This window comes from Acidovorax sp. ACV01 (assembly GCF_014851495.1).
GTDB classification, from domain to species: Bacteria; Pseudomonadota; Gammaproteobacteria; order Burkholderiales; family Burkholderiaceae_C; genus Acidovorax; species Acidovorax radicis.
Genome location: NZ_JACUZT010000002.1, coordinates 854468 through 875006, shown reverse-complemented (window position 1 = coordinate 875006; position 20539 = coordinate 854468). Strand labels below are relative to the sequence as shown.

Here is a 20539-nt window from a genome sequence, read left to right as displayed (position 1 = left end):
GTTTTCCAGTGCTGAAACGGAGGATCTCTCCCATCCATGGACCTGGGCCCCGCAGCGAAGCGAGCGCGGGGAAAGGCGCGCAGCGCCCCAGATATGGGGATGTTCTCTAATCTATCTTGAGCCCGGACTGCTTGACCAGCTTGGCCATGCGCGCCACTTCGGTCCGAAAGAAGGCCGTGGTCGCCTCCGGCGTAGTGCCTTGCAGCTGGTAGCCCTGCGCCAGCAAGGCGTCTCGTGCCTCCGGCACCGCCAGGGTGGCCCGCACCGCCTGGTACACCCGTTCCGTTTCCGCCTTGGACAAGCCCGCCGGCCCCACCACGGCCACCCAGCCGTCCAATGCATACTGCGCCAGCCCCTGTTCGGCGATGGTGGGCAGGTCGGGCAACAGCGCTGAGCGCGTGGTGGACGACAGCCCGATGGCCTTGAGCGTCCCAGCCTTCACATGTGGCACGGCCACGGCCACCGCGATGAACGCCAGCTGGATCTGCCCACCCAGCACATCGGCCGTCAGCGGCCCCATGCCCCGGTAGGGAATGTGCTTGATGTCCACCTGCGCTTCATGCACGAACATTTCCGCAGCAAGGTGCAGGATGGTCCCGTTGCCGGAAGAGCCATAGTTGAGAGCCCCGGGCTGCGCCTTGGCCAGCGCGATGAGTTCGCGCACGTTCCTCGCGGCCACCGAGGGATGTGCCACCAGCACGAAGGGCGTGGCGCCAATCACGGTGATGGGCGTGATGTCGTCCACCGCGTCGTAGGGAATGTTCTTGAACACGCTGGGGTTGACCACGTGGTTGTTGGACACCATGCCCAGTGCTGACCCGTCCTTGGTGCCCTTGACGATCATCGACGTACCAGTGATGCCCCCCGCGCCGGGAAAGTTCTCCACCACCACCGGGCGCCCCAGCGCCTTGCCCAGGCTGGGCCCCAAGGCGCGGGCCACGCCGTCCACCCCCGAGCCTGCGCTCACAGGCAGGATCATGCGGACCGGGCGGTCGGCTGCCTGGGCCCAGGCAGCCGAGGGCACTGTTGCGCTACCGGCGAGGCTGGCCAGGGCAGCCAGCAGCGCGCTGCGCCGCCGCAGACCCGGGGGTTGCAACGGGCTTGCAGGGAGGAAGGCAGGGAGTGGGCTGTCGTGGTGCATGGCGTTTGTCTCCGTCGTTGTATTCATTCATCGAATGCCAGGCGCAGATCTCCACAGGGAGATGCCGGGTCCTTCAACCCGCTCAGGCCACGGCATGCTTTTTTTGCAGGGCCCGCACCTCTTCGGGTGTGTAGCCCAGCTCTTCCATCAGCGCTGCGGTGTGCTGCCCCAGCACCGGCGGCTGCAGGCGCACGCCCAGCCGCTTGCCGTCCATGCGCAGCGGGAACAGCGTGGTGCGTGCGGTCTGCCCAGCCCGTTCGCCATCGGGCAGGGTGATGTCGGCCAGGCCTCCCGTGGCGTTCAGGTGCGGGTCGTCAAACAGCTGCTCGGGCCGCGAAATGGGAGCAAAGGGCAGGCCGTGTTTTTCAAAAACCGCCGCCAGCTCGGCAGCGCTGTAGGCGGCCAGACGCTGGCGCAGGTCGGGCATCAGCGTGGCACGGGCGCGCACGCGGTCGTTGTTGGTGGCCAGTTGCGGGTGGGCCTTGAGGTCGGAAAACCCCATGGCGTCGCAAAAGGTGGTCCATTGCGCATCGCTCACCGCAGCCAGGAAAATCTGCTCGCCATCCTTCACGCTGAACACGTCGTACAGCGCCCACGACGAAATGCGGTCGGGCATGGGGGCCGCCGGTTTGCCGGTGACTGCGTACTGCATCATGTGCTGGCCGACCAGAAACACGTTGTTCTCGAACAGGGCGGAGTCCACCTCCTGCCCCCGCCCGGTGATGCCACGCTGCATCAGGGCCGCCATGGCACCGATGGCACCGAACATGCCGCCCATGATGTCGTTCACGCTGCTGCCGGCGCGCAGCGGGTCGCCCGGCCGCCCGGTCATGTAGGCCAGGCCGCCCATCATCTGCACCACCTCGTCGAGCGCCGTGCGGTGCTCGTACGGGCCAGGCAGAAAACCGGTGTGGTTCACATAGATGAGGCGCGGGTTCAGCGGGCTCAGGGCCGCGTAGTCCAGCCCGTACTTGGTCATCACGCCGGGCTTGAAGTTCTGCGCCACCACGTCGGCCGAGGCGGCCAGCTTGCGCGCCACCTCCAGCCCCTCGGGGCTGCGCAGGTCGAGTGCGATGCTCTTCTTGTTGCGGTTGAACATGGGGAAAAAGCCTGCGCCTGCGCCCAGCAGGTGGCGCGTGCGGTCGCCGTCCACGGGCTCGACCTTGATGACCTCGGCGCCCAGGTCGGCCAGCACCATGCCGCAGGTGGGGCCCATGACCATGTGGGTGAACTCCACCACACGCAGACCTTCGAGCGGCAGGCGGGGGGACGAGGGTGCGTGTGGTGTGTCGTTCATGTTCGGAGAATGGATAAGAAGATCAGGCCGTTGCTGCCTCTCGCAGCGCGGTGCGTGCGGCATTCTGCGGCAGCCCGGCCTGCCACAGCGTGCCGTGCAGGGTCTCACCCGACAGCCATCCGGCCACGCGCTGGCGCAGCGCCAGCAGCGCGGCCACGTCGATGCCGGTGGCAACGCCCATGCGCTCCAGCATGAACACCAGGTCCTCGGTGGTGACATTGCCGCTGGCGCCCGGCGCATGCGGGCAGCCGCCAATGCCGGCCAGGCAGGCGTCAAAACGCGTGATGCCCACCTGCCACGCGGCGTAGGCGTTGGCCAGCCCCATGCCACGGGTGTCGTGGAAATGCGCGCACCACAGGCGGTCGCCCACCAGCGCGCGGGCCTTCTCGAACAGGCGGGCCACCCAGGCCGGGTCGGCATAGCCCACGGTGTCGGCCAGGCTCACGCGATCGGCCCCGGCATCCAGCAGGGCCTGCATCAGGCGCAGCACCTCACTCTGGGGCACCTCGCCCTGCAACGTGCAGCCAAAGGCCGTGCCCACGCCCCCCTCGATCAGGCAGCGGCTGCCGCTGGCGTCGCGCAGCGCGCGGATGCGGGCCACCTCGGCCACCACCGCATCGGGTGTCTTGCGCAGGTTGGCCAGGCTGTGGGCATAGCTGGCAGACAGGGGCACCACCATCAGGTCAGCACCACATTCGAGTGCACGCTCGGCGCCTTTGTAGTTGGGCACCAGCACCGAGGCCAGCAGGCCCGGCAGGGTTTTGGCATGCGCCAGCACTTCGGCGGTGTCCGCCAGCTGGGGCAACAGGCGGGCGGGCACGAAGGAGCCCACTTCGATCTCGCGCTGGCCTGCAGCGTAGGCAGCGTTGATCCATTCGATCTTGTGCGCGGTGGACACCAGGGTGGCGATGCTCTGCAGGCCATCGCGCAAGCCCACTTCGCGCACCACGGCCCGAGCAGAGGCGCCATCGGGCGCGGCGTGGGTCGCGGGAAAAACAGAGAGTGTGCTCACAGGTCGTCTCCGGCTGGGTGTGTTCTTGGGGTCATTCTAGAAATTCCAGAAATAATCAGAAAATACATCTCGGAAGCCATATGATTCCCAAACGGAATATCACACCCATTCCGTCGAAAGGGATGTCATGCGCGATCTCGACCTGCAAACCCTGCGGCTCTTTGCCGCCGTGTGCGAGCAGCGCAGCATTGCGCGCGTGGCCGAGCAGGAGTCCATCGTGGGCTCGGCCATCAGCAAGCGGCTGGCCCAGCTGGAGGACACGGTGGGCACAGCGCTGCTGGTGCGCAAGCGGCGCGGCGTGGTTCCGACCCCGGCGGGGGAAACGCTCCTGGAGCACGCGCGCACCATGCTGGCCAGCGTGGGTCAGATCGAGCGCGACATGGCCGCCTATGCCACCGGCACCCGGGGCCATGTGCGCATGCTGGTCACCGCCTCGGTCATGGCCGAGTCGCTGGCCGACGACGTGGCTGCTTTTCTGCAAGACCCGGCGCACCGCGACATCCAGGTGAGCCTGGAAGAGCGCGTGAGCCCGGACGTGGTGCAGGGCATCCGCGACGGCAGCGCCTCCATCGGCATCTGCTGGGACGCGGCCGACCTCACGGGCCTGGAAACCTGCGCCTACCGCACCGACCACCTGGCCGTGGTGGCCCATGCGCTGCACCCGGTGGCCCAGCACCAGAGCGTGCGTTTTGCCGACGTGCTGGACCATGAATTCGTCAGCATGCCCGCGCTGAGCGCGGTGCAGGTGCTGCTGGCGCGCGCTGCAGCCGTGGAGGGAAAAATGCTGGCGCACCGGGTGCTGGTGTCCAACTTCGACGCTGCCCTGCGGGTGGTGCGCGCCAACCTGGCCATCAGCGTCGTGCCGCGCGAAGTGGCCCTGCCCTTTGCGCAAACCGCCCCCGTTCGGGTGATTCCGCTGAGCGATCCATGGGCCCAGCGGCGTTTTGCCATCTGCTACCGCAGCGCCCAGATGCTGGCCCCCGCCGCACAGTTGCTGGTCAGCCACCTGGCGGGGCTGGGCCGCCAGGAATGACTGACTCCAACCGTGGCCCTGCTGCAACAGTTTGACTTGTAACACGGGTTTTTCGGGGCGTAGCGCATGTGTGGTGTGCGTTCTGAGCTACTAAACTTGTAGCAAAATGGGTTCCGCGCTATAGTCTCAGCGCATCAGCGGGCCCGGCATTCGCCCACCCGAATGAAAATTTGATCCAACACTTGCGCGAGGAGAAGCGTCCATGAGCTCCAAAGAAAATGCCGCCATCAACCAGTTGTTCGAGCGGCTCGAATGCCGTTACGCGCTGCGCGTGCTGTGGGCCCTGAAGGACGGCCACCCCCAGACGTTCCGCCTGCTGCAGGACAGCGTGGGGGGCATCACCCCCAACACGCTCAACACCCGCATCAAGGAACTGCGCGAAGCCGGTTTTGTAGACCACGGCAGCGACGGTTACACCGTCACCCCTTCGGGCGCCGACCTGCTCAAGCGCCTGTCGGACGTGCAAGCCTTCGCCACCCGCTGGGTCGCTGGCCGCGCCAAAAAGGCCTGAAGCCACACCCCTGCTCCACCCAGGGAAAAGCCCCGCCGGACCTCCGAGCGGGGCTTTCGTTAAAATAGGGGTAAAAAATGCTTCTGGCGCTTATCCATCAAGCGCAGATAACTATATTTTTAATAGCAAACAAGGAATTTCATCCATGGCATTGACCACCACCGCATCCGGCCTGCAATACGAAGACACCACCGTGGGCGAAGGCGCCGAAGCCACCAAGGGCCAGAACGTGTCGGTGCACTACACCGGCTGGCTGTACAACAACGGCGAGCAAGGCGCCAAGTTCGACTCCAGCCGCGACCGCAACGACCCCTTCGAGTTCTCGCTGGGCGGCGGCATGGTCATCAAGGGCTGGGACGAAGGCGTGCAGGGCATGAAGATCGGTGGCCAGCGCACCTTGATCATTCCTGCAGCCCTGGGCTATGGCGCACGCGGCGCAGGCGGCGTGATCCCGCCGAATGCCACGCTGAAGTTCGATGTGGAACTGCTGAAGGTCGGCCGCTAAGGCCTGCAGCTCCGGCCAGTTTTGGCCAGGGGATCAAAAAAGGCGGCTACCAAGCCGCCTTTTTCATTGCTGTGCGGCGGAGGGAAGCCTCCTCCTCGCCAGCAATCGGCTCCCACGCATCAATCAAAAAGCGCCTTGTCGAGCCGTGCGAACTTCGCATCCCCCACGGCCTCCCGGATCTTCGGGGCCAGCGCCGCCAGGTCCTCGAAACTACCCGCCCCTTCCACGGCCAGATTCAACCGGAATCCCCGCAAGCCCATGCCCGCCGTCAATTCAGTGGCAATCGGATAGGCCGCTTCATAACGCTCTTTCGGTGTGCGCCCGGAACCCTCCACGGGAGATGCCACCGTGCCCAGATCCATGGCAGCCGCTGCCGATGCATCTGCCTCTGAAACGGGCTGGCTGGCCGCAGACGCAGGCAAGGAGTGCCCCGACAGCGGCGCCAGCAACCCCTGGGCAATCATGGCCTGAACATCGTCCTGCGTGATGCCCATGGCGGCCGTGGCCGCCAGAATCTCGCCCGTGGAACGTTTACCGTCAAAAAGAATGAAAGCCGAGCGCTGGCGCGAGCTGAGGCTGCCGCGCCGATCCTTGAGCGCTTCTTGCCCTGCCGGCGTTTTGACGAGAACCATGAATCTCCTTGAACTGAAACGGAACAACAGGGGAATGCAGCAGGACAACCCTACGGCCAACGAGCCCCTGGAAGCCCAGATTCTCACGTTTGTACACCATTGGTCATCAGGGTTTACGCACAACCACGGCGACCCCGCGCGCAAGGCGCACGTTTATCACGCGATCTTGTGCCCGCTACATCTCGGACCGGATGCGCGGCAGATCCGGTGCGGGCCGCGTCAACCAGCTCACCACCACGGCCACCGCCAGCCCGGTCGGCACGCCAAACACGCCGGCCGAGATGGGCTGGATGCCAAGCCAGAGCCCGTCCGCCAGCATCCAGCTGGGCAGCGCGCGCATGGCGGACACATGCGAAAGCATGTAATACACCGCCACGCCAAGCCCCGCCACCATGCCGGCCACCGCGCCCTGCCGCGTGGTGCCGCGCCAGAAGATGCCCAGCACCATCACCGGCACAAAAGCCGATGCGGCCAGCGAGAACGACGCCGACACCATGGGCAGAATCTCGGAGGGTTTGAGCGCCGCGACAAAAGCCGCCGACAAGGCCACCGCCAGCAAGGCGAACTTGCTCAGAATCACACGCTGCTCGGGCGACGCCTCGCGTTTGGCATCCTGAAAATACAGATCGCGGACCAGGGCATTGCTGATGGTGAGCAAAAGCCCATCGGCGGTAGACAGCGCCGCTGCCAACCCACCCGCCGCCACCAGGCCGGAGACCACATAAGGCAGCCCCCCCAGTTCTGGCGTAGCCAGCATGATGAGGTCGGCCCCCAGCCGGATCTCGCCAAACTGCACGATTCCATCGCCATTCACATCTTCCACCGACAGCAGCGAGGCATCGACACGCGCCCACTGGGCCATCCAGTTGGGCAAGGCCTCGAAACTGCTGCCCACGAGGTTCTGCATGACCTCGAACTTCACCAGCACCGCCAGCGCCGGCGCGCTAAGGTACAACAAGGCGATGAAGAACAGCGACCATGCCACCGACGCGCGCGCCGCCGACACAGTGGGCGATGTGTAGTAGCGGGTGAGCAGGTGCGGCAGGCCCGCCGTGCCCACCATCAGGCAGAACATGAGCGCCAGGAAATTGCGGCGCGTCAGCTCGTATTCGCGCTGCTCCTCGGGCGTGCCTTGCGGGTCGCCCACATACGCCTGGCTGTGCAAGGGCAAGCCGCCCAGGGGACGGGCGCGTTCGTAGTTCTCGCGCATCTCGCGGGTCCAGCGTTCGCGGGCCGCAGCAGCATCACGCGGCAGGGCCGCCAGCTCGCGGCTGGCCGAGACGATCAGGCCCACATCGGCGTTCTGGGCGCGCAGCGCACGAATGCGCTCGCGCCCTTTCTCGCGCTCACGCTCCAGGGCGCCCTCCACATCACGCAGCCGGGCCTCGAAATCCTGGGCGCGCCGCAGGTAGGTCTGCACCACCTGGTGCTCTGCAGGGGAGTCGAGCAACTGCGCCTCCAGATCAGCGATCTTGCTGATCTGCTCGCCATAAACCAGCGGTGCCAGCGGGTTGCCAAGCTGCTTGTAAGCCAGCCAGGACACCGGGATCAGGAAGGCCAGCAGCAGCACCACATACTGCGCCACCTGTGTCCAGGTGATGGCGCGCATGCCCCCCAGAAACGAGCACAGCAGGACCCCGCCCAAGCCGAGCATGATGCCGATCTCGAACTGCACGCCAGTCAGGCGCGAGGCAATCAGCCCAACGCCATAGATCTGCGCCACCACATACGTGAAAGAACACAGCACGGCGGCCAGCGCAGCAATCATGCGCGGCCACCGGCCGCCAAAGCGCACATGGAAAAAATCGGGCACGGTGTACAGGCCCATGGCGCGCAAGTGCGGTGCAATCAGCATCGCCACCAGACAGAAACCACCCGTCCACCCCAGCAGATAGGCCAGCCCTCCGGCCTGCCCCGGCGTGCCGGAAAAGCCCTGAAGGTAGAGCGCCCCCGACAGGCTGATGAACGACGCGGCACTCATCCAGTCTGCCGCCGCCGCCATACCGTTGTACATGGGCGGAATGCGCCGGCCAGCCACGTAGTATTCCTCCGGGTCGGTGGTGCGGCCATAAACGCCGATACCCGCATAGACCATCACCGTGAGGAACAGGAAAATAGGGCCGATCCAGTGCCGCGAGAGCCCCTGGTGCTCCGCCCAGGTCATCAGTGCCAAGAAGGCCAGCACCCCCGCTACGTACAGCGCAAAGATGCGGTGCAGCCGCCACAGATAGGCCCGGTCTGCGCCGGAGGAACTGTGGTCAGCCATGGGAGCGAGACGCATCGCCCGGGACCACTTCAGCAGCGGCCGTGGCTGCACGGTGCTCTGCGTCCTGGCGCTCGAACCGGTTCATGGCCCAGCCATAAGCCACCACGATACCGATGAACACCAGCACTGCCCCCTGGGCCGCGATCCAGTAGCCCAAAGGCCAGCCCCCAAAAACCAGCACCTGCAGGTCTCTGGCGAAATAGGTGGCACCAAACGATACCAGCGCCCACAGCAACAGCAAGCCGGCCTTGAGCTTCAGGTGCCGCACATCGTGCAGATCGGGCGGGAACGGGCCCGCCATTTCGGCATCTGCAGAACGTGGGGGCTGCTGCTGTGGCGCTTGCATCACGGGCACGGCATCACGGACGCTGTGGGAAGTGGTGCGGATGGCGCATGGCAGCCCCCGAGGGCATCAACCTGCCAGTTGCTGCCAGGTCGCGATCACGCTGTCCGGGTTGAGCGAGATCGAAGAGATCCCCTCCTTGGCCAGCCACTGTGCAAAGTCAGGGTGGTCGCTGGGGCCCTGGCCGCAGATGCCAATGTACTTGCCCTGCGCCAGGCAGGCCTTGATGGCCTGGTGGATCAGCGCCTGCACGGCGGGGTCGCGCTCGTCGAAGTCTTGCGCCAGCAGCTCCAGGCCCGAATCGCGGTCCAGGCCCAGGGTGAGCTGGGTCAGGTCGTTGGAGCCGATGGAGAAGCCATCGAAGAACTCCAGGAAGCGATCCGCCAGGATGGCGTTGCTCGGCACCTCGCACATCATGATGACCTTGAGGTCGTCCTTGCCACGCGAGAGGCCATGGGTGGCCAACAGCTTGGTCACGCGCTCGGCCTGGCCCAGCGTGCGCACGAAGGGCACCATCACCTGCACGTTGGTCAGGCCCATGTCGTTGCGCACGCGCTTCAAGGCCTCGCATTCCATCGCAAAGGCTTCGCCGAAGTCTTCACTGATGTAGCGCGCCGCGCCGCGGAAGCCCAGCATCGGGTTCTCTTCCTCGGGCTCGTAGCGGCTGCCGCCAATCAGCTTGCGGTACTCATTGGACTTGAAGTCCGAGAGGCGCACGATAACCGGCTTGGGCCAGAAGGCGGCGGCAATGGTGGCCACACCTTCGGCCACCTTGTCCACGTAAAAAGCGCGGGGGCTGGCGTGGCCACGGGCCACGGATTCGACGGCCTTTTTCAGATCGGCATCGATCTGGGGATAGTCGAGGATGGCCTTGGGGTGCACACCAATGTTGTTGTTGATGATGAACTCCAGCCGCGCCAGGCCCACGCCTTCGTTGGGCAGCTGGCAGAAGTCGAAGGCCAGCTGCGGGTTGCCCACGTTCATCATGATCTTGGTCTTGATGGGGGGCATGGCGCCGCGCTGCACTTCCGTCACTTCGGTCTCGAGCAGGCCGTCATAGATGCGACCCGTGTCGCCCTCGGAGCAGCTCACCGTGACCAGCGTGCCGTCCTTGAGCAGCTCGGTCGCGTCACCGCAGCCCACCACGGCCGGAATGCCCAGTTCGCGTGCAATGATGGCGGCGTGGCAGGTGCGGCCGCCGCGGTTGGTGACGATGGCGCTGGCGCGCTTCATCACGGGTTCCCAGTTGGGGTCGGTCATGTCGGTCACCAGTACATCGCCGGGCTGGACCTTGTCCATCTCGGAAATGTTGTGCACCAGGCGCACCGGGCCGGTGCCAATCTTCTGGCCAATGGCGCGGCCTTCGGCCAGCACGGCGCCCTGGCCCTTGAGCTTGTAGCGCAGCTCGGCCTGGCCCTTGGCCTGGCTCTTCACGGTTTCAGGGCGGGCCTGCAGGATGTAGAGCTGGCCGTCGGTGCCGTCCTTGCCCCACTCAATGTCCATGGGGCGAGCGTAGTGCTGCTCGATCACCAGGGCATAGCGCGCCAGCTGCTCCACGTCGGCATCGGTCAGCGAGTAGCGGTTGCGCTGTTCAGTGGGCACGTCCACCGTCTTGACGAGCTTGCCACTGGCAGCCTTTTCTTCGGGCGTGGAGAACACCATCTGGATCAGCTTGCTACCCAGATTCCGGCGGATCAACGCCTTCTTGCCCGCCTGGAGCATGGGCTTGTGCACATAGAACTCGTCGGGGTTCACGGCGCCCTGCACCACCGTCTCGCCCAGGCCATAGCTGCTGGTGATGAAGACGACGTCTTCGAAGCCGGACTCGGTGTCGATGGTGAACATCACGCCCGCAGCGCCCAGGTCAGAGCGCACCATGCGCTGTACGCCGGCCGACAGGGCCACCACATCGTGTTCAAAACCCTTGTGCACGCGGTAGGAAATGGCGCGGTCGTTGTACAGCGACGCGAACACTTCCTTCATCTTGTGCATGACTTCGTCGATGCCCACCACGTTCAGGAAAGTCTCCTGCTGGCCAGCGAACGATGCGTCAGGCAAATCCTCGGCCGTGGCGGACGAGCGCACGGCAAACGAGGCAGCGGGGTTGCCAGCGCTCAACTTGGCAAATTCGTCGGCAATGGCTTTTTGCAGGTCGGCCGGGAAAGGCTGGGCCTCGACCATGGCGCGGATTTCTGCGCCCACGGCGGCAAGCGCACGCACGTCTTCAGTGTCCAGGCTCTTGAGCTTGGCGCTGATCTTGTCAGCCAGGCCATCGTAGGCCAGGAACTCGCGGAACGCGTGGGCGGTGGTGGCAAAGCCCGTAGGCACCCGAACGCCCTGCGGCAGTTGGGAGATCATCTCGCCGAGGGAGGCGTTTTTACCGCCTACGGCCTCGACATCGGTCATTCTCAGGTTTTCAAACGGTACGACCAGGGCGGTCGGGCTGAAAAGTGCAGACATGGGAAAGCTCCAGAAGTTGAAACCGGGTCTGCGCGCCCGCCCCCTTGGAGCGATGGGCGAGCGGCCATGCACAGGCTGCAGCTTTGTCGTTGTGGTTGTAGGCCGACGGTGTGCATGGTGAGAATTGGATAATTGTGACAATTGTAGGCCCGCGCATCTGGCAACGGGCTGACGCTTTCACGCGACTTACGCAAATCGGGCCACCACCACTTCTTTGTGGTGGCAACCCTGCTGGCGCAAGCCGCATCCAAAAAAAGGAGCCCCATGCACTCGCGCACCGTATTTTTTGTCTCTGACGGCACCGGCATTACCGCAGAAACCTTCGGCAATGCCATCCTGGCCCAGTTCGAAATGAAGCCGCGCCATGTGCGCCTGCCCTTCATCGACACCGTGGACAAGGCCCACCAGGCCGTGCGGCAGATCAACCACACCGGCGAGGTCGAGGGCAAAAAGCCTGTGGTCTTCACCACCCTGGTCAATATGGAGGTGCTCAAGGTCATCCAGGAAGGCTGCAAGGGCATGCTGCTGGACATGTTCGGCACCTTTGTCCACCCGCTGGAAGAAGAACTGGGGATCAAATCGCACCACCGCGTGGGCCGCTTCAGCGACGTGAGCCGCAGCAAGGAATACACCGACCGCATCGAGGCCATCAACTTCAGCCTGGCCCACGACGACGGCCAGAGCAACCGAGACCTGGCCGGTGCCGACGTGATCCTGGTGGGGGTGAGCCGCAGCGGCAAGACGCCCACCAGCCTGTACCTGGCCATGCAATGTGGCCTGAAAGCCGCCAACTACCCGCTGATCCCCGAGGATTTCGAGCGCCGCCAGTTGCCGCCTGCGCTGGTGCCGTTCCGCAGCAAGATCTTTGGCCTGACCATCAGCCCCGACCGCCTGGCCGAAATCCGCGCCGAGCGCCGCCCCAACTCCCGCTACGCCAGCCTGGAGAACTGCCGCATGGAAGTCTCCGAAGCAGAGGCCATGATGCGGCGGGCGGGCATCCGGTGGTTGTCCACCACCACCAAGTCCATCGAAGAGATTGCCACGACCATCCTCCAGGAGATCCGGCCGGAGCGGCTGGTGTATTGAGGGCGGTGACGGTCGGTGCCTGCAGCGAGGTGACTGGTATTTTCAGAAAAAATGGCCCCTTGCGCTCTATCCACGAGCATTTTTAGCTATCAATAGCAGAGCAAAATCACTCCGAATTCGCTGCATCCAAGATGACTGATGAAGGGCGGAGGCTGACCGCCCGCAGTTCGTCATCATGGCCCCGAGCACAAGCCAAGGAAGCGCATGTGTGCTGCGTGGGCCGATTCGACACGCAGGTGGTCACCCCAGGGGAACCATCGCCGGTGGCGCTCTCGACCTGCGGCCCGCGGCGGGCGCCACAGCAGCCTGTCGGCGTTCACCCATCGCAAGCCCTGGAAGCGTGGCAACCCCCAACACGTGCGACACTGCGTGCCCCGCAGGACCATGGTCGTTTCTGGCCCCTGGGGCTTTTCGCGGCCGAGCAAGTCTTTGAACAGGCTCCACCGTAGGCTCCCACCCGCACCTCGGCCGCGCCACATGGCGGCACGGCACACCACCCCCTTTTGATCGGGCCACCGCCCATCGCTCATCCCACCCGGAGTTTTCTTTTGAAAAAATCGCCAGCACTCAAAGTTGTTTTAGTGACCTTGATAGCCGCCACGGTAGTGACCCTGTATGTCGGCAAGCGCTGGTATGACTATGTGAGCAAAGCGAAGTCGCCCTACGACGAGGTGGGCATCGAACTCAACTCCAGAGCACCGGAACCACTCAACCGCTGGGGCTGCGCCCAGTTGCAAGAACGCTTTGCCAACGCGGTACCGCCCTACGGGTGCGCTACCGGCAACGGCCGCCAGTGGAAATAGGGCAAAGTCGCAGCACGCGCAGGCAGGTAAAAAAAGCCTGATCCAAAGACATTGAACCCCATCCGTGGCATGCCCCCGTATGGCCTCACCAAGACTTGCTTGGTGCGGCCCAGCGGGCCACCGCCTGCCCGCAGATCACCAGCGCAGCGGCGCGGCTTCGGCGTCCCAGAAGATCCAGCGGCGCAGCTCCACATAAGGCGAGTTGCCGATGGAATACCGATCCATCTCCGTCTCTGACCGCTGCAACAGCACCAGGTAGCCGCCGTAACTTCCCACGAGCAGCAGGCTGCCATCCGGCGATACCTCTACCGCGCTGATCGTGCTGCCGATGTGGTGGCGCCACAGCGCCTTGCCGGCGTCGTCGCGGGCATGCAGGTAGCCATGGGCATCGCCCACGATCACCATGCCCGGCAGGGTGGCCGATGCATAGACGCGCCATTCTGAGTCGATCAGCGTGCCCTCGCTGTCCTGCGCATCGTCCACTCGGCTGGCCACGGTGCAGCCGTTGTAGAAATGGCAGGAGTTGGCCCACAGCAGCGCGCTGTCGTGCGAGAAGCGGGTGTGGTGCGGGTAGTCGTCGGTGAACAGCGCACGCAGCACCTTGCCCTGGGCGTCGAGCAGGATGTGCCTGCTGTCCTGGTCGCCCAGGGCAATGTGCCGTTCGTCGGGCGAGAGCGCCATGTGCAGCATGCACAGCGCCAGCTGGCGGGGGCCGGTGTTCTCCCTTTCGTCCTCGCCGCCGTCCCCATCGTCGTCTCCGTCCCCGTTCTCATCTTCGTTGTCGTCATCGTCGTCGCTCTCCCCCACCTCCTGCATCTGGTTCTTGGGCCAGCTGTAAGGGCCGTCCTCGTCGAACTCCTGCGGGTGGATGCGCTGCACGCCGGCGGGCGTGAGCAGGTACACCCCCGTGGGGTTGCGCAGCAGAGCGCGCTGGCCGTCGTTGAAGGGGATGACTTCATCGCAGCGCTGGCCCAGCTCGCCTGCGGCGAGGCCCAGCGATGCGGGCAGCCCTTCGTTGCCTTGCGGCAGCGGCAATTGCGCGATCTGTGGCCCGCCAAAGCCCTGGTGCGTGGTGATATGGGTGCCGTCGCTCAGCGCAAAACAGCGCCCGTCGTGCGAGCGGCCCAGGCCCTTGAGCGCGGGCAGCGGCGTGAGCGCCGGGCCCTGCAACCGCACCCAGCGCGCGTCATCGCTGTGTTCCGCTCCGATGCGCGCCACCACACCATCGCCATCGGGCAGCCAGAACACCGGGCCGATGGACGGCCCCTGGTCGGCCGCCAGGTGCACATAGGCATCGGGGGCAAAGGCAAAGCGCTGGCGAAACCGTTCGGTAAGGGCATCGTCCGCATGGCGGTTCACCACCCGGGCCAGCTGCAGCACGGTGGCGGCGCTGGCCTTGCGCGGGTCGTCGGGCAGTGTGTCGTTCGGGCCGTTCCGCCCGGCGCCTTCATCGTTGTCCCAACCTGGTGCCTGGTAGCCAGCCGCTTCGGCTGCAGCGGCGGCTACCTGCTCCGCGAGCTGGTAGGCGCGGATGGCCGCCACATAGGCTTGGCCGCCGGCCTGCCACTGCTCGGACAGTGCCAGCAATTCGGGCGGGAACACGGCCGCATCCGGCAAGCCATGGGCCAGTGGCGGCGTAGCCAGCAGGTGCACCGCAGCCTCTATGCGCCGGGCCTCGGCTTGCGCGGCGCGCTCCTGGGCCTGCTCGGCCAGTTGTTCGGCATACGCCTGCAGCAAGGGCGCCTCCACCATGCCATACAGGCGCAGCAATCGCGCAATGTGGTCGGCAGCGCCACACGGCAACGGCGGGCGGTTTTCGCTTTGCCGCTGGCTGTAGGTGAACTCCACCGGCTCCCGGCCCTCGCCAGGCCTGTCAATATCAATCTGGTAAGCGCCATGGGCGTCGTGCTCCGCGTCGCCGGGGGCATCCTCGCCGTTCTCCCAGCTCACATCGAGCGCGCGGCACCAGAACTCACCTTCATGCATGCCAGGCTGGCGCGCGCCCACCCACACGTCGTCAAACCAGGTGCCGCGCTTGTCGGCATCCCACCAGTCGTTGTACTCCTCCGTGAATACGGGCAGCTGGGTGAAGCGCTCAATGCGCTTTGTTGTGATCTCTGCCTTCAATCGCCGGTACAGCGGGTAGCCCGCGCGCGACTGGCCCACGGCCCGGCGCACATAGTCGATCACGCCGCGCCAGGCCTGGGTGCAGGCCTCGTGCGCCTCTGGATCGGCGGCTTCGTCCAGCCCCCTCCAGTCGCCGGCCACGCCATCGTCGTAGGGGCGGTACAGCACAGACAGGCGCTCGGCCACTGGCACCGCTGGCACCGCTGGCACCACTGGCGCGGGGCGCTGCAGCTTGCCAGCCACCCGCCCTGGCCGCCGGGTTGGGGGCGCAGGTTCTTGAACGACCCCCATGTAGAAGTCCCAGGTCTTCCACACCGTCATGTACACCCTGTCGTCGTGCGGGTTTCCATCCCCGTCCACGTGGCGGCGGCACAGTGAAAAATGGGTCTGCCCAAACCAATCGCGGACATGGTGTTCCTCGGGCGCCAGCGCGTCAGAGTTCACCGCAGCCAGGATGTTAGCCACGCTGATGGCCTCGTCCGTAAACAGATCGGAGGCCAGGGGCAGGTCGTTGTGGATGTCACTGCTGCTGCGCACAGGGCTCTCGCCGCTGCGCACGGCGGCCACCACACGATCACGATCGAACAGGTCTGCCAAGCCGTCCTCTCCATCGTCGATGCCGTTGAAAAACCCTGGCGCAAACACCAGGCCCGCAGCCTCGCTCGAAAACTCCACGAGGCTGGGCACACCCCGCACCTCATCGAGCAAAAATTCCACGTCTTCCCCGCCAGCAAGGTGCAAGGCATAGGCTTCGGTGAAAAGCGCCACACGCGCCGACAACCCACCGTTCACCCGCAACTCCCCCGGCTCGCCATCGCCCCATAGCAACCCGTGGACCTGCAACGCACCCTGCACGTGCAGCAGCTGCCCCCCCACCACGGCGTGCGCCACCTGCACGTTGCCAAGCACGACGAGGTGGCTGGACCCGTAGGTGTCGCTGGAGGTCAGCGCACCATCGATCTGCAGGTTGCCCTCGATGAGGATCAGGCGCACACCACCGGGGGGTGGTCCTTTTGCGCCAGAGGTGGCCTGCGCCAGGGCCCGCATGGCACCGCCGGTTTGCAAGGGGGTGTCCAGCGAAAGCTCGGACCAGTGCACGTCGCCCGCGACCCAGGCCACGGTGGCATCGGCCCAGGCATCTGGCTCCGAACCCTGGAGCTCGGCCATCGGACCGTCAACGGGGAGCAGATGGGCCACATCGGCCAAAGTGACAAAACGCAGGATGGGCATGGTGCAGAAAAGGCGTTGTGCGCCGAACAAACGTTGAACAGGCCTTCACGGGAGGAAGGCCTTCGTTGGCGCCAGGCGCTGATGAATGGATGGAGCCCACAGAGTTTTTGTCACCCGCAACCGCCCGCACAGGCCCGCGGACGGTTGTGTGGTCGTGGGGCGAATGACCTGGCTTGGCTTAGCCTAACAGCGACCGTGTGTCTCACCTGTTGTTATTTCAGCGACCGATGCACACGGGGAGACTGCTCTCAGTCCGCCGTCCAGTGCTGGATCGTCCGGCGGTTGCCCCCACTGCGCGCCTCAACCGCCGAAGCCGGGGGTCGAGCCTTTCAAGACGGTGGCCCTGCAGGCTCCTTTCAAAATAGCATTTGCTCCCATTTTGATAGCTATCAGCGCATTCCTGATAAGCGCCAGGGCCGTATTTCTTCTAAAAAATTTAAGGACTACGGTGCGGGGCGCCCAGCGCAGCAGTGAAAACAGACACACACCGCTGCTGGCAGGCCCCTTTTCATCCGTTCCGCTTACTTCACCACAAACCGCACGTTGGCCGCCTTCTTGCCCGGCAGCGCGACCAGCGCCACCACCTTCGTGCCCGCCGCCACCTTGAACGCGCCCTTGCCTTCCAGTTTGCCCTCGCCTGTGGACACCAGCATGGCTTCGGATTTTTCGGTGCCGTTGAGCAAGGTGAGCTTGGCACTCACGCCTTCGGTCTTGGCCGGCTTTCCGTGGTCGCGCAGGTGCAGCGTGATCACGTCCGGCTTGGCCACCAGTTCGTAGTCCATGTCATTGGCTTCGACCACGATGCCGCCGTGCAGCGGCTTGTGTTCGTGGCCATGGGCGTGGTCGCCTGCGGCGAAGGCGGTGCTGGAAAGAGAAACGGCGAGGGCCAGGGCGGCGCAAAGACGGGTTGTGGTTTGCATGGTGAACCTTTCAAAGGGTGGATGGAAAACATGGACGAATCGAAACATCAGAACGCCTCGGCGTTCTTGTCGTCGAGCAGTCGCTCGGCATCGCGGCGGCCAAACAGCCAGAACAGGGCCGGGGTGAGGAAGGTATCGAGCAGGGTCGAGCTGATCAGGCCCGAGAAGATCACCACCGCCACCGGGTGCAATATCTCGGTGCCGGGGCGCTCGGCTTCCAGCAGCAGCGGGGCCAGCGCGAAAGCGGTGACCAGGGCGGTCATGAGCACGGGGGAGAGGCGTTCGAGCGAGCCACGCACGATCATGGCGTGATCGAAGTTCTCGCCCTCCACGCGCATCAGGTTCAGGTAGTGGCTCACCTTCAAAATGCCGTTGCGCACCGAGATGCCCGCCAGCGTGATGAAGCCGATCAGCGCTGCCACCGACAGCGGTTGCCCCGAGATCCACAGCCCCAGCACGGCCCCCACCAGCGCCAGCGGGATGTTGGCCATGATCAGCGCCGACAGCGTGGCCGAGCGGTAGCGCGTGTACAGCACCACGAACATCAGCACCAGCGAGACGATGGCCAGCATGCCCACCAGGCGGCTGGCCTCCTCCTGGGCCTGGAACTGGCCGCCCAGGGTGATGAAGTAGCCGTCCGGCAGGCGCGTGTCAGCCACCACCTTGCGGATGTCGGCCACCACGTCGGACAGCGCCCGGCCCTGCGCGTTGGCAGAGAGCACGATGCGGCGCTTGCCGTCGTCGCGGCTGATCTGGTTAGGGCCGTCGCCGTCCTCGATGCTCGCCAGGCGCGACAGCGGCACCCGCCCGCGCGGGGTCTCGATCATGATCTGCGCCAGGCCTTCGAGTGAGCGCGCGCTCTCGGGCAGGCGCACCACCAGCGCAAAGCGCCGGCTGCCCTCCACGATCTGCGTGACCTTCTCGCCCTCCACCAGGCCTTGCAGCGTGGCCAGCACCTGGGCCGCAGGCACGCCGTACTGGGCGGCTGCGGCATGGTCCACGCGCACGGTGATCTGCGGCGCCAACACCTGTTTTTCCACCTCCAGATCAGCCAGTCCGTCGATGGTGGCCAGGCGCCCGCGCAGCGCATCGGCCTGGCCGCGCAGGGTATCGAGGTCTTCACCGAAGAGCTTGATCGCGATCTGCGAGCGCACGCCCGAGAGCATGTGGTCGATGCGGTGCGAGATGGGCTGGCCGATGGCGATGGCCGCCGGCATCTGCGCGAGCCGGCTGCGGATGTCGGCCTGCACCTCAGCCATGCTGCGTTTGAGTTCGGCTGCGGGCAGCAGGCCCACGTCCAGCTCGCTCACGTGCACGCCCTCGGCATGTTCGTCCAGCTCGGCCCGGCCGCTGCGCCGGCCCACGTGCGTGACCTCGGGTACCTGGCGCACCAGCACCTCGGCCTGGCTGGCGAGCAGGGTGGACTCGGCCAGCGTCACGCCCGGGTTCAGGCGCATGCCGATGAGCAGCGTGCCTTCGTTGAACGGCGGCAAAAAGGTGGTCGGAAAGAACGGCACGGCCGCCACCGACAGCAGCACCGCCACCGCGCTCACGGCCACGGCCACGCGCGGCCGCGCGAGCACGCCCGTGAGGCCGCTGCGGTAGCGCGCCTTGAGCCAGGCCACCACGCGCGTGTCGCCGTGGTCGAGGTTCTTCATGCGCGGCAGCAGGTAGAAAGCCAGCACCGGCGTGACCGTGACCGACACCAGCAGCGAGGCCAGCGTGGACACGATGAAGGCGATGCCCAGCGGCACGAACAGCCGACCCTCGATGCCCGGCAGCGCGAACAGCGGCAAAAACACCAGCACGATGATGGCCGTGGCGTAGAGGATGCCCGAGCGCACCTCCATCGACGCGAGCTTGACCACCTCCAGCGGATGCAGGCGGTGGTTAGGATGCTTGGCGCGGTCCATCTTCAGGCGCCGCAGCACGTTCTCCACGTCCACCACGGCGTCATCGACCAGGCCGCCGATGGCGATGGCCAGGCCGCCCAGCGTCATGGTGTTGATCGACAGGCCGAAGTACTTGAACACCAGCGCCGTGATGAAGATCGACACCGGGATGGCCGTGAGCGCGATCACCGTGGGCCGCAGCGTGCCGAGGAACACGAACAGGATCACGGCCACGAACACCGAGGCGCCCATGAGCTTGCCCTGCAGCGTGGTGACCGAGGCCTCGATGAAGCTCGCCTGGCGGAAGGTGACGCGCGGCGCCTCCATGCCTGCGGGCAGCGACTTTTTCAAGTCACCAAGTGCCGCCTCGATGCTGCGCGTGAGCGCAATCGTGTCGGCCGTGGGCTGCTTCTGGATACCGAGGATCACGGCGGGCTTGCCCTCGAAGCCCGCGTCGCCGCGCTTGAGCGCGGCGGCGAAGGTCACCTCGGCCACCTGGCGCAGCAGCACCGGCTGGCCGTTCTTGGCGGTAAGGGCCAGGTTCTGCAGGTCTTCCAGGCGCGAGGTGCGGCCCAGGTGGCGGATGAGGTACTCCCGCCCATTGAGCTCCAGAAAGCCCCCCGAGGTATTGGCCGAGAAGCCCTTGAGCGCCCCTGTGAGCTGGTCGTGCGTGATGCCCAGTTCGGCCATGCGCGCCGTGTTGGGCTGCACCTGGAACTGGCGCACCTCGCCGCCGATGGGGATCACCTGCGCCACGCCGGCAATCGCCAGCAGGCGCGGGCGCAGCACCCAGTCGGCGTACTCGCGCACGGCCATGGGCGTGGTGCGCTGCACGTCGATGGGGATCGCCACCTGCATGATCTCGCCCATGATGGAGCTGATGGGCCCCATGCGCGGCGTCACGCCCGCGGGCAGGCCCTCCTCCATGGACGACAGGCGTTCGGACACCATCTGCCGGGCGCGGAAGATGTCCGTGCTCCAGTCGAAGGTGACGTAGATGAAGGACAGCCCCGCGCTGGACGTGGAGCGCACGCTCTCCACGCCGGGCAGGCCGTTCATGGTCGTCTCCAGCGGGAAGGTGATGAGCTGCTCCACCTCCTCGGCGGCCATGCCGCCGGCCTCGGTCATCAGCGTGACGGTGGGCTTGTTGAGGTCGGGGAACACGTCCACCGGGGTGCGCGACAGCGTGAAGGCCCCATAGGCCATGAGCACGCCCGCCGCGATGAGCACCAGCAACCGGTTGGCCAGGCTGCTTTCGAGTAGCCACTTGAACATTGCGGT

General features: G+C 65.6%; 15 protein-coding genes. 5 read left to right on the top strand and 10 right to left on the bottom strand.

Features of this window, described 5'->3' with window-relative positions:
• Positions 1 to 106: 106 nt before the first annotated feature.
• The 3 genes from IB243_RS08490 to IB243_RS08480 form a co-directional block, all read right to left on the bottom strand.
• Positions 107 to 1141: a tripartite tricarboxylate transporter substrate binding protein gene (locus IB243_RS08490; RefSeq protein WP_192426263.1), complete on the bottom strand. Its 1035-nt coding sequence runs from the start codon at positions 1139 to 1141 to the stop codon at positions 107 to 109.
• Between the two features lie 82 nt (positions 1142 to 1223).
• Positions 1224 to 2438 carry a CaiB/BaiF CoA-transferase family protein gene (locus IB243_RS08485; protein ID WP_192426261.1) on the bottom strand — a complete coding sequence of 405 codons (1215 nt, stop codon included), beginning with the start codon at positions 2436 to 2438 and terminating at the stop codon, positions 1224 to 1226.
• 22 nt (positions 2439 to 2460) lie between these two features.
• Positions 2461 to 3450, bottom strand: coding sequence for a hydroxymethylglutaryl-CoA lyase (locus tag IB243_RS08480; protein WP_370540324.1), 990 nt, complete (start codon positions 3448 to 3450; stop codon positions 2461 to 2463).
• A 127-nt stretch (positions 3451 to 3577) separates the two neighbouring features.
• Between IB243_RS08480 and IB243_RS08475 the strand changes: the two genes are divergently transcribed.
• The 3 genes from IB243_RS08475 to IB243_RS08465 all read left to right on the top strand — a co-directional run bounded on the left by IB243_RS08475 (position 3578) and on the right by IB243_RS08465 (position 5499).
• The gene (locus tag IB243_RS08475) at positions 3578 to 4483 is read left to right on the top strand and encodes a LysR family transcriptional regulator (protein ID WP_057227082.1); all 906 of its coding nucleotides are present in this window, start codon (positions 3578 to 3580) and stop codon (positions 4481 to 4483) included.
• A gap of 202 nt (positions 4484 to 4685) precedes the next feature.
• On the top strand, positions 4686 to 4994 hold the full coding sequence (locus IB243_RS08470; protein WP_010464095.1) for a helix-turn-helix domain-containing protein: 309 nt from the start codon (positions 4686 to 4688) through the stop codon (positions 4992 to 4994).
• Between the two features lie 145 nt (positions 4995 to 5139).
• The gene (locus tag IB243_RS08465; protein ID WP_010464094.1) at positions 5140 to 5499 is read left to right on the top strand and encodes an FKBP-type peptidyl-prolyl cis-trans isomerase; all 360 of its coding nucleotides are present in this window, start codon (positions 5140 to 5142) and stop codon (positions 5497 to 5499) included.
• Positions 5500 to 5618: 119 nt separating this feature from the next.
• On the opposite strand, the gene IB243_RS08460 is transcribed toward IB243_RS08465, so the two are convergent.
• The 4 genes from IB243_RS08460 to ppsA form a co-directional block, all read right to left on the bottom strand.
• Positions 5619 to 6131 (bottom strand): hypothetical protein, encoded by a 513-nt coding sequence (locus IB243_RS08460; protein ID WP_192426259.1) that lies wholly within the window; start codon positions 6129 to 6131, stop codon positions 5619 to 5621.
• Positions 6132 to 6306: 175 nt separating this feature from the next.
• Entirely contained in the window at positions 6307 to 8397 is a 2091-nt protein-coding gene (locus tag IB243_RS08455; RefSeq protein WP_192426257.1) for a VC_2705 family sodium/solute symporter, read from the bottom strand.
• A complete protein-coding gene (locus tag IB243_RS08450) occupies positions 8390 to 8743 on the bottom strand; it encodes a DUF4212 domain-containing protein (RefSeq protein ID WP_192426255.1) in 354 nt (117 codons plus the stop codon). Before IB243_RS08450 ends, IB243_RS08455 begins: the two co-directional genes overlap by 8 nt.
• A 66-nt stretch (positions 8744 to 8809) precedes the next feature.
• Entirely contained in the window at positions 8810 to 11200 is a 2391-nt protein-coding gene (gene ppsA / locus IB243_RS08445; RefSeq protein ID WP_057227076.1) for a phosphoenolpyruvate synthase, read from the bottom strand.
• 264 nt (positions 11201 to 11464) lie between these two features.
• Between ppsA and IB243_RS08440 the strand changes: the two genes are divergently transcribed.
• Together IB243_RS08440 and IB243_RS08435 are read left to right on the top strand one after the other, a co-directional pair.
• The gene (locus IB243_RS08440) at positions 11465 to 12286 is read left to right on the top strand and encodes a pyruvate, water dikinase regulatory protein (protein WP_010464085.1); all 822 of its coding nucleotides are present in this window, start codon (positions 11465 to 11467) and stop codon (positions 12284 to 12286) included.
• 581 nt (positions 12287 to 12867) lie between these two features.
• Positions 12868 to 13089 (top strand): hypothetical protein, encoded by a 222-nt coding sequence (locus tag IB243_RS08435; protein WP_241777007.1) that lies wholly within the window; start codon positions 12868 to 12870, stop codon positions 13087 to 13089.
• 135 nt (positions 13090 to 13224) lie between these two features.
• Here the strand turns inward: IB243_RS08435 and IB243_RS08430 are convergent, their stop codons facing one another.
• The 3 genes from IB243_RS08430 to IB243_RS08420 all read right to left on the bottom strand — a co-directional run bounded on the left by IB243_RS08430 (position 13225) and on the right by IB243_RS08420 (position 20533).
• Positions 13225 to 16446 (bottom strand): WD40 repeat domain-containing protein, encoded by a 3222-nt coding sequence (locus IB243_RS08430; RefSeq protein WP_192426253.1) that lies wholly within the window; start codon positions 16444 to 16446, stop codon positions 13225 to 13227.
• A 521-nt stretch (positions 16447 to 16967) separates the two neighbouring features.
• Positions 16968 to 17366: a hypothetical protein gene (locus IB243_RS08425; protein ID WP_192426252.1), complete on the bottom strand. Its 399-nt coding sequence runs from the start codon at positions 17364 to 17366 to the stop codon at positions 16968 to 16970.
• Between the two features lie 47 nt (positions 17367 to 17413).
• Positions 17414 to 20533: an efflux RND transporter permease subunit gene (locus IB243_RS08420; RefSeq protein WP_192426250.1), complete on the bottom strand. Its 3120-nt coding sequence runs from the start codon at positions 20531 to 20533 to the stop codon at positions 17414 to 17416.
• Positions 20534 to 20539 lie beyond the last annotated feature (6 nt).

Coding starts and splice junctions, on each gene's coding strand:
- IB243_RS08425 (WP_192426252.1), bottom strand. CDS start 17,366: ATGCAAACCACAACCCGTCTTTGCGCCGCCCTGGCCCTCGCCGTTTCT.
- IB243_RS08455 (WP_192426257.1), bottom strand. CDS start 8,397: ATGGCTGACCACAGTTCCTCCGGCGCAGACCGGGCCTATCTGTGGCGG.
- IB243_RS08485 (WP_192426261.1), bottom strand. CDS start 2,438: ATGAACGACACACCACACGCACCCTCGTCCCCCCGCCTGCCGCTCGAA.
- IB243_RS08490 (WP_192426263.1), bottom strand. CDS start 1,141: ATGCACCACGACAGCCCACTCCCTGCCTTCCTCCCTGCAAGCCCGTTG.
- IB243_RS08465 (WP_010464094.1), top strand. CDS start 5,140: ATGGCATTGACCACCACCGCATCCGGCCTGCAATACGAAGACACCACC.
- IB243_RS08430 (WP_192426253.1), bottom strand. CDS start 16,446: ATGCCCATCCTGCGTTTTGTCACTTTGGCCGATGTGGCCCATCTGCTC.
- IB243_RS08420 (WP_192426250.1), bottom strand. CDS start 20,533: ATGTTCAAGTGGCTACTCGAAAGCAGCCTGGCCAACCGGTTGCTGGTG.
- IB243_RS08460 (WP_192426259.1), bottom strand. CDS start 6,131: ATGGTTCTCGTCAAAACGCCGGCAGGGCAAGAAGCGCTCAAGGATCGG.
- IB243_RS08440 (WP_010464085.1), top strand. CDS start 11,465: ATGCACTCGCGCACCGTATTTTTTGTCTCTGACGGCACCGGCATTACC.
- IB243_RS08475 (WP_057227082.1), top strand. CDS start 3,578: ATGCGCGATCTCGACCTGCAAACCCTGCGGCTCTTTGCCGCCGTGTGC.
- IB243_RS08450 (WP_192426255.1), bottom strand. CDS start 8,743: ATGCAAGCGCCACAGCAGCAGCCCCCACGTTCTGCAGATGCCGAAATG.
- ppsA (WP_057227076.1), bottom strand. CDS start 11,200: ATGTCTGCACTTTTCAGCCCGACCGCCCTGGTCGTACCGTTTGAAAAC.
- IB243_RS08470 (WP_010464095.1), top strand. CDS start 4,686: ATGAGCTCCAAAGAAAATGCCGCCATCAACCAGTTGTTCGAGCGGCTC.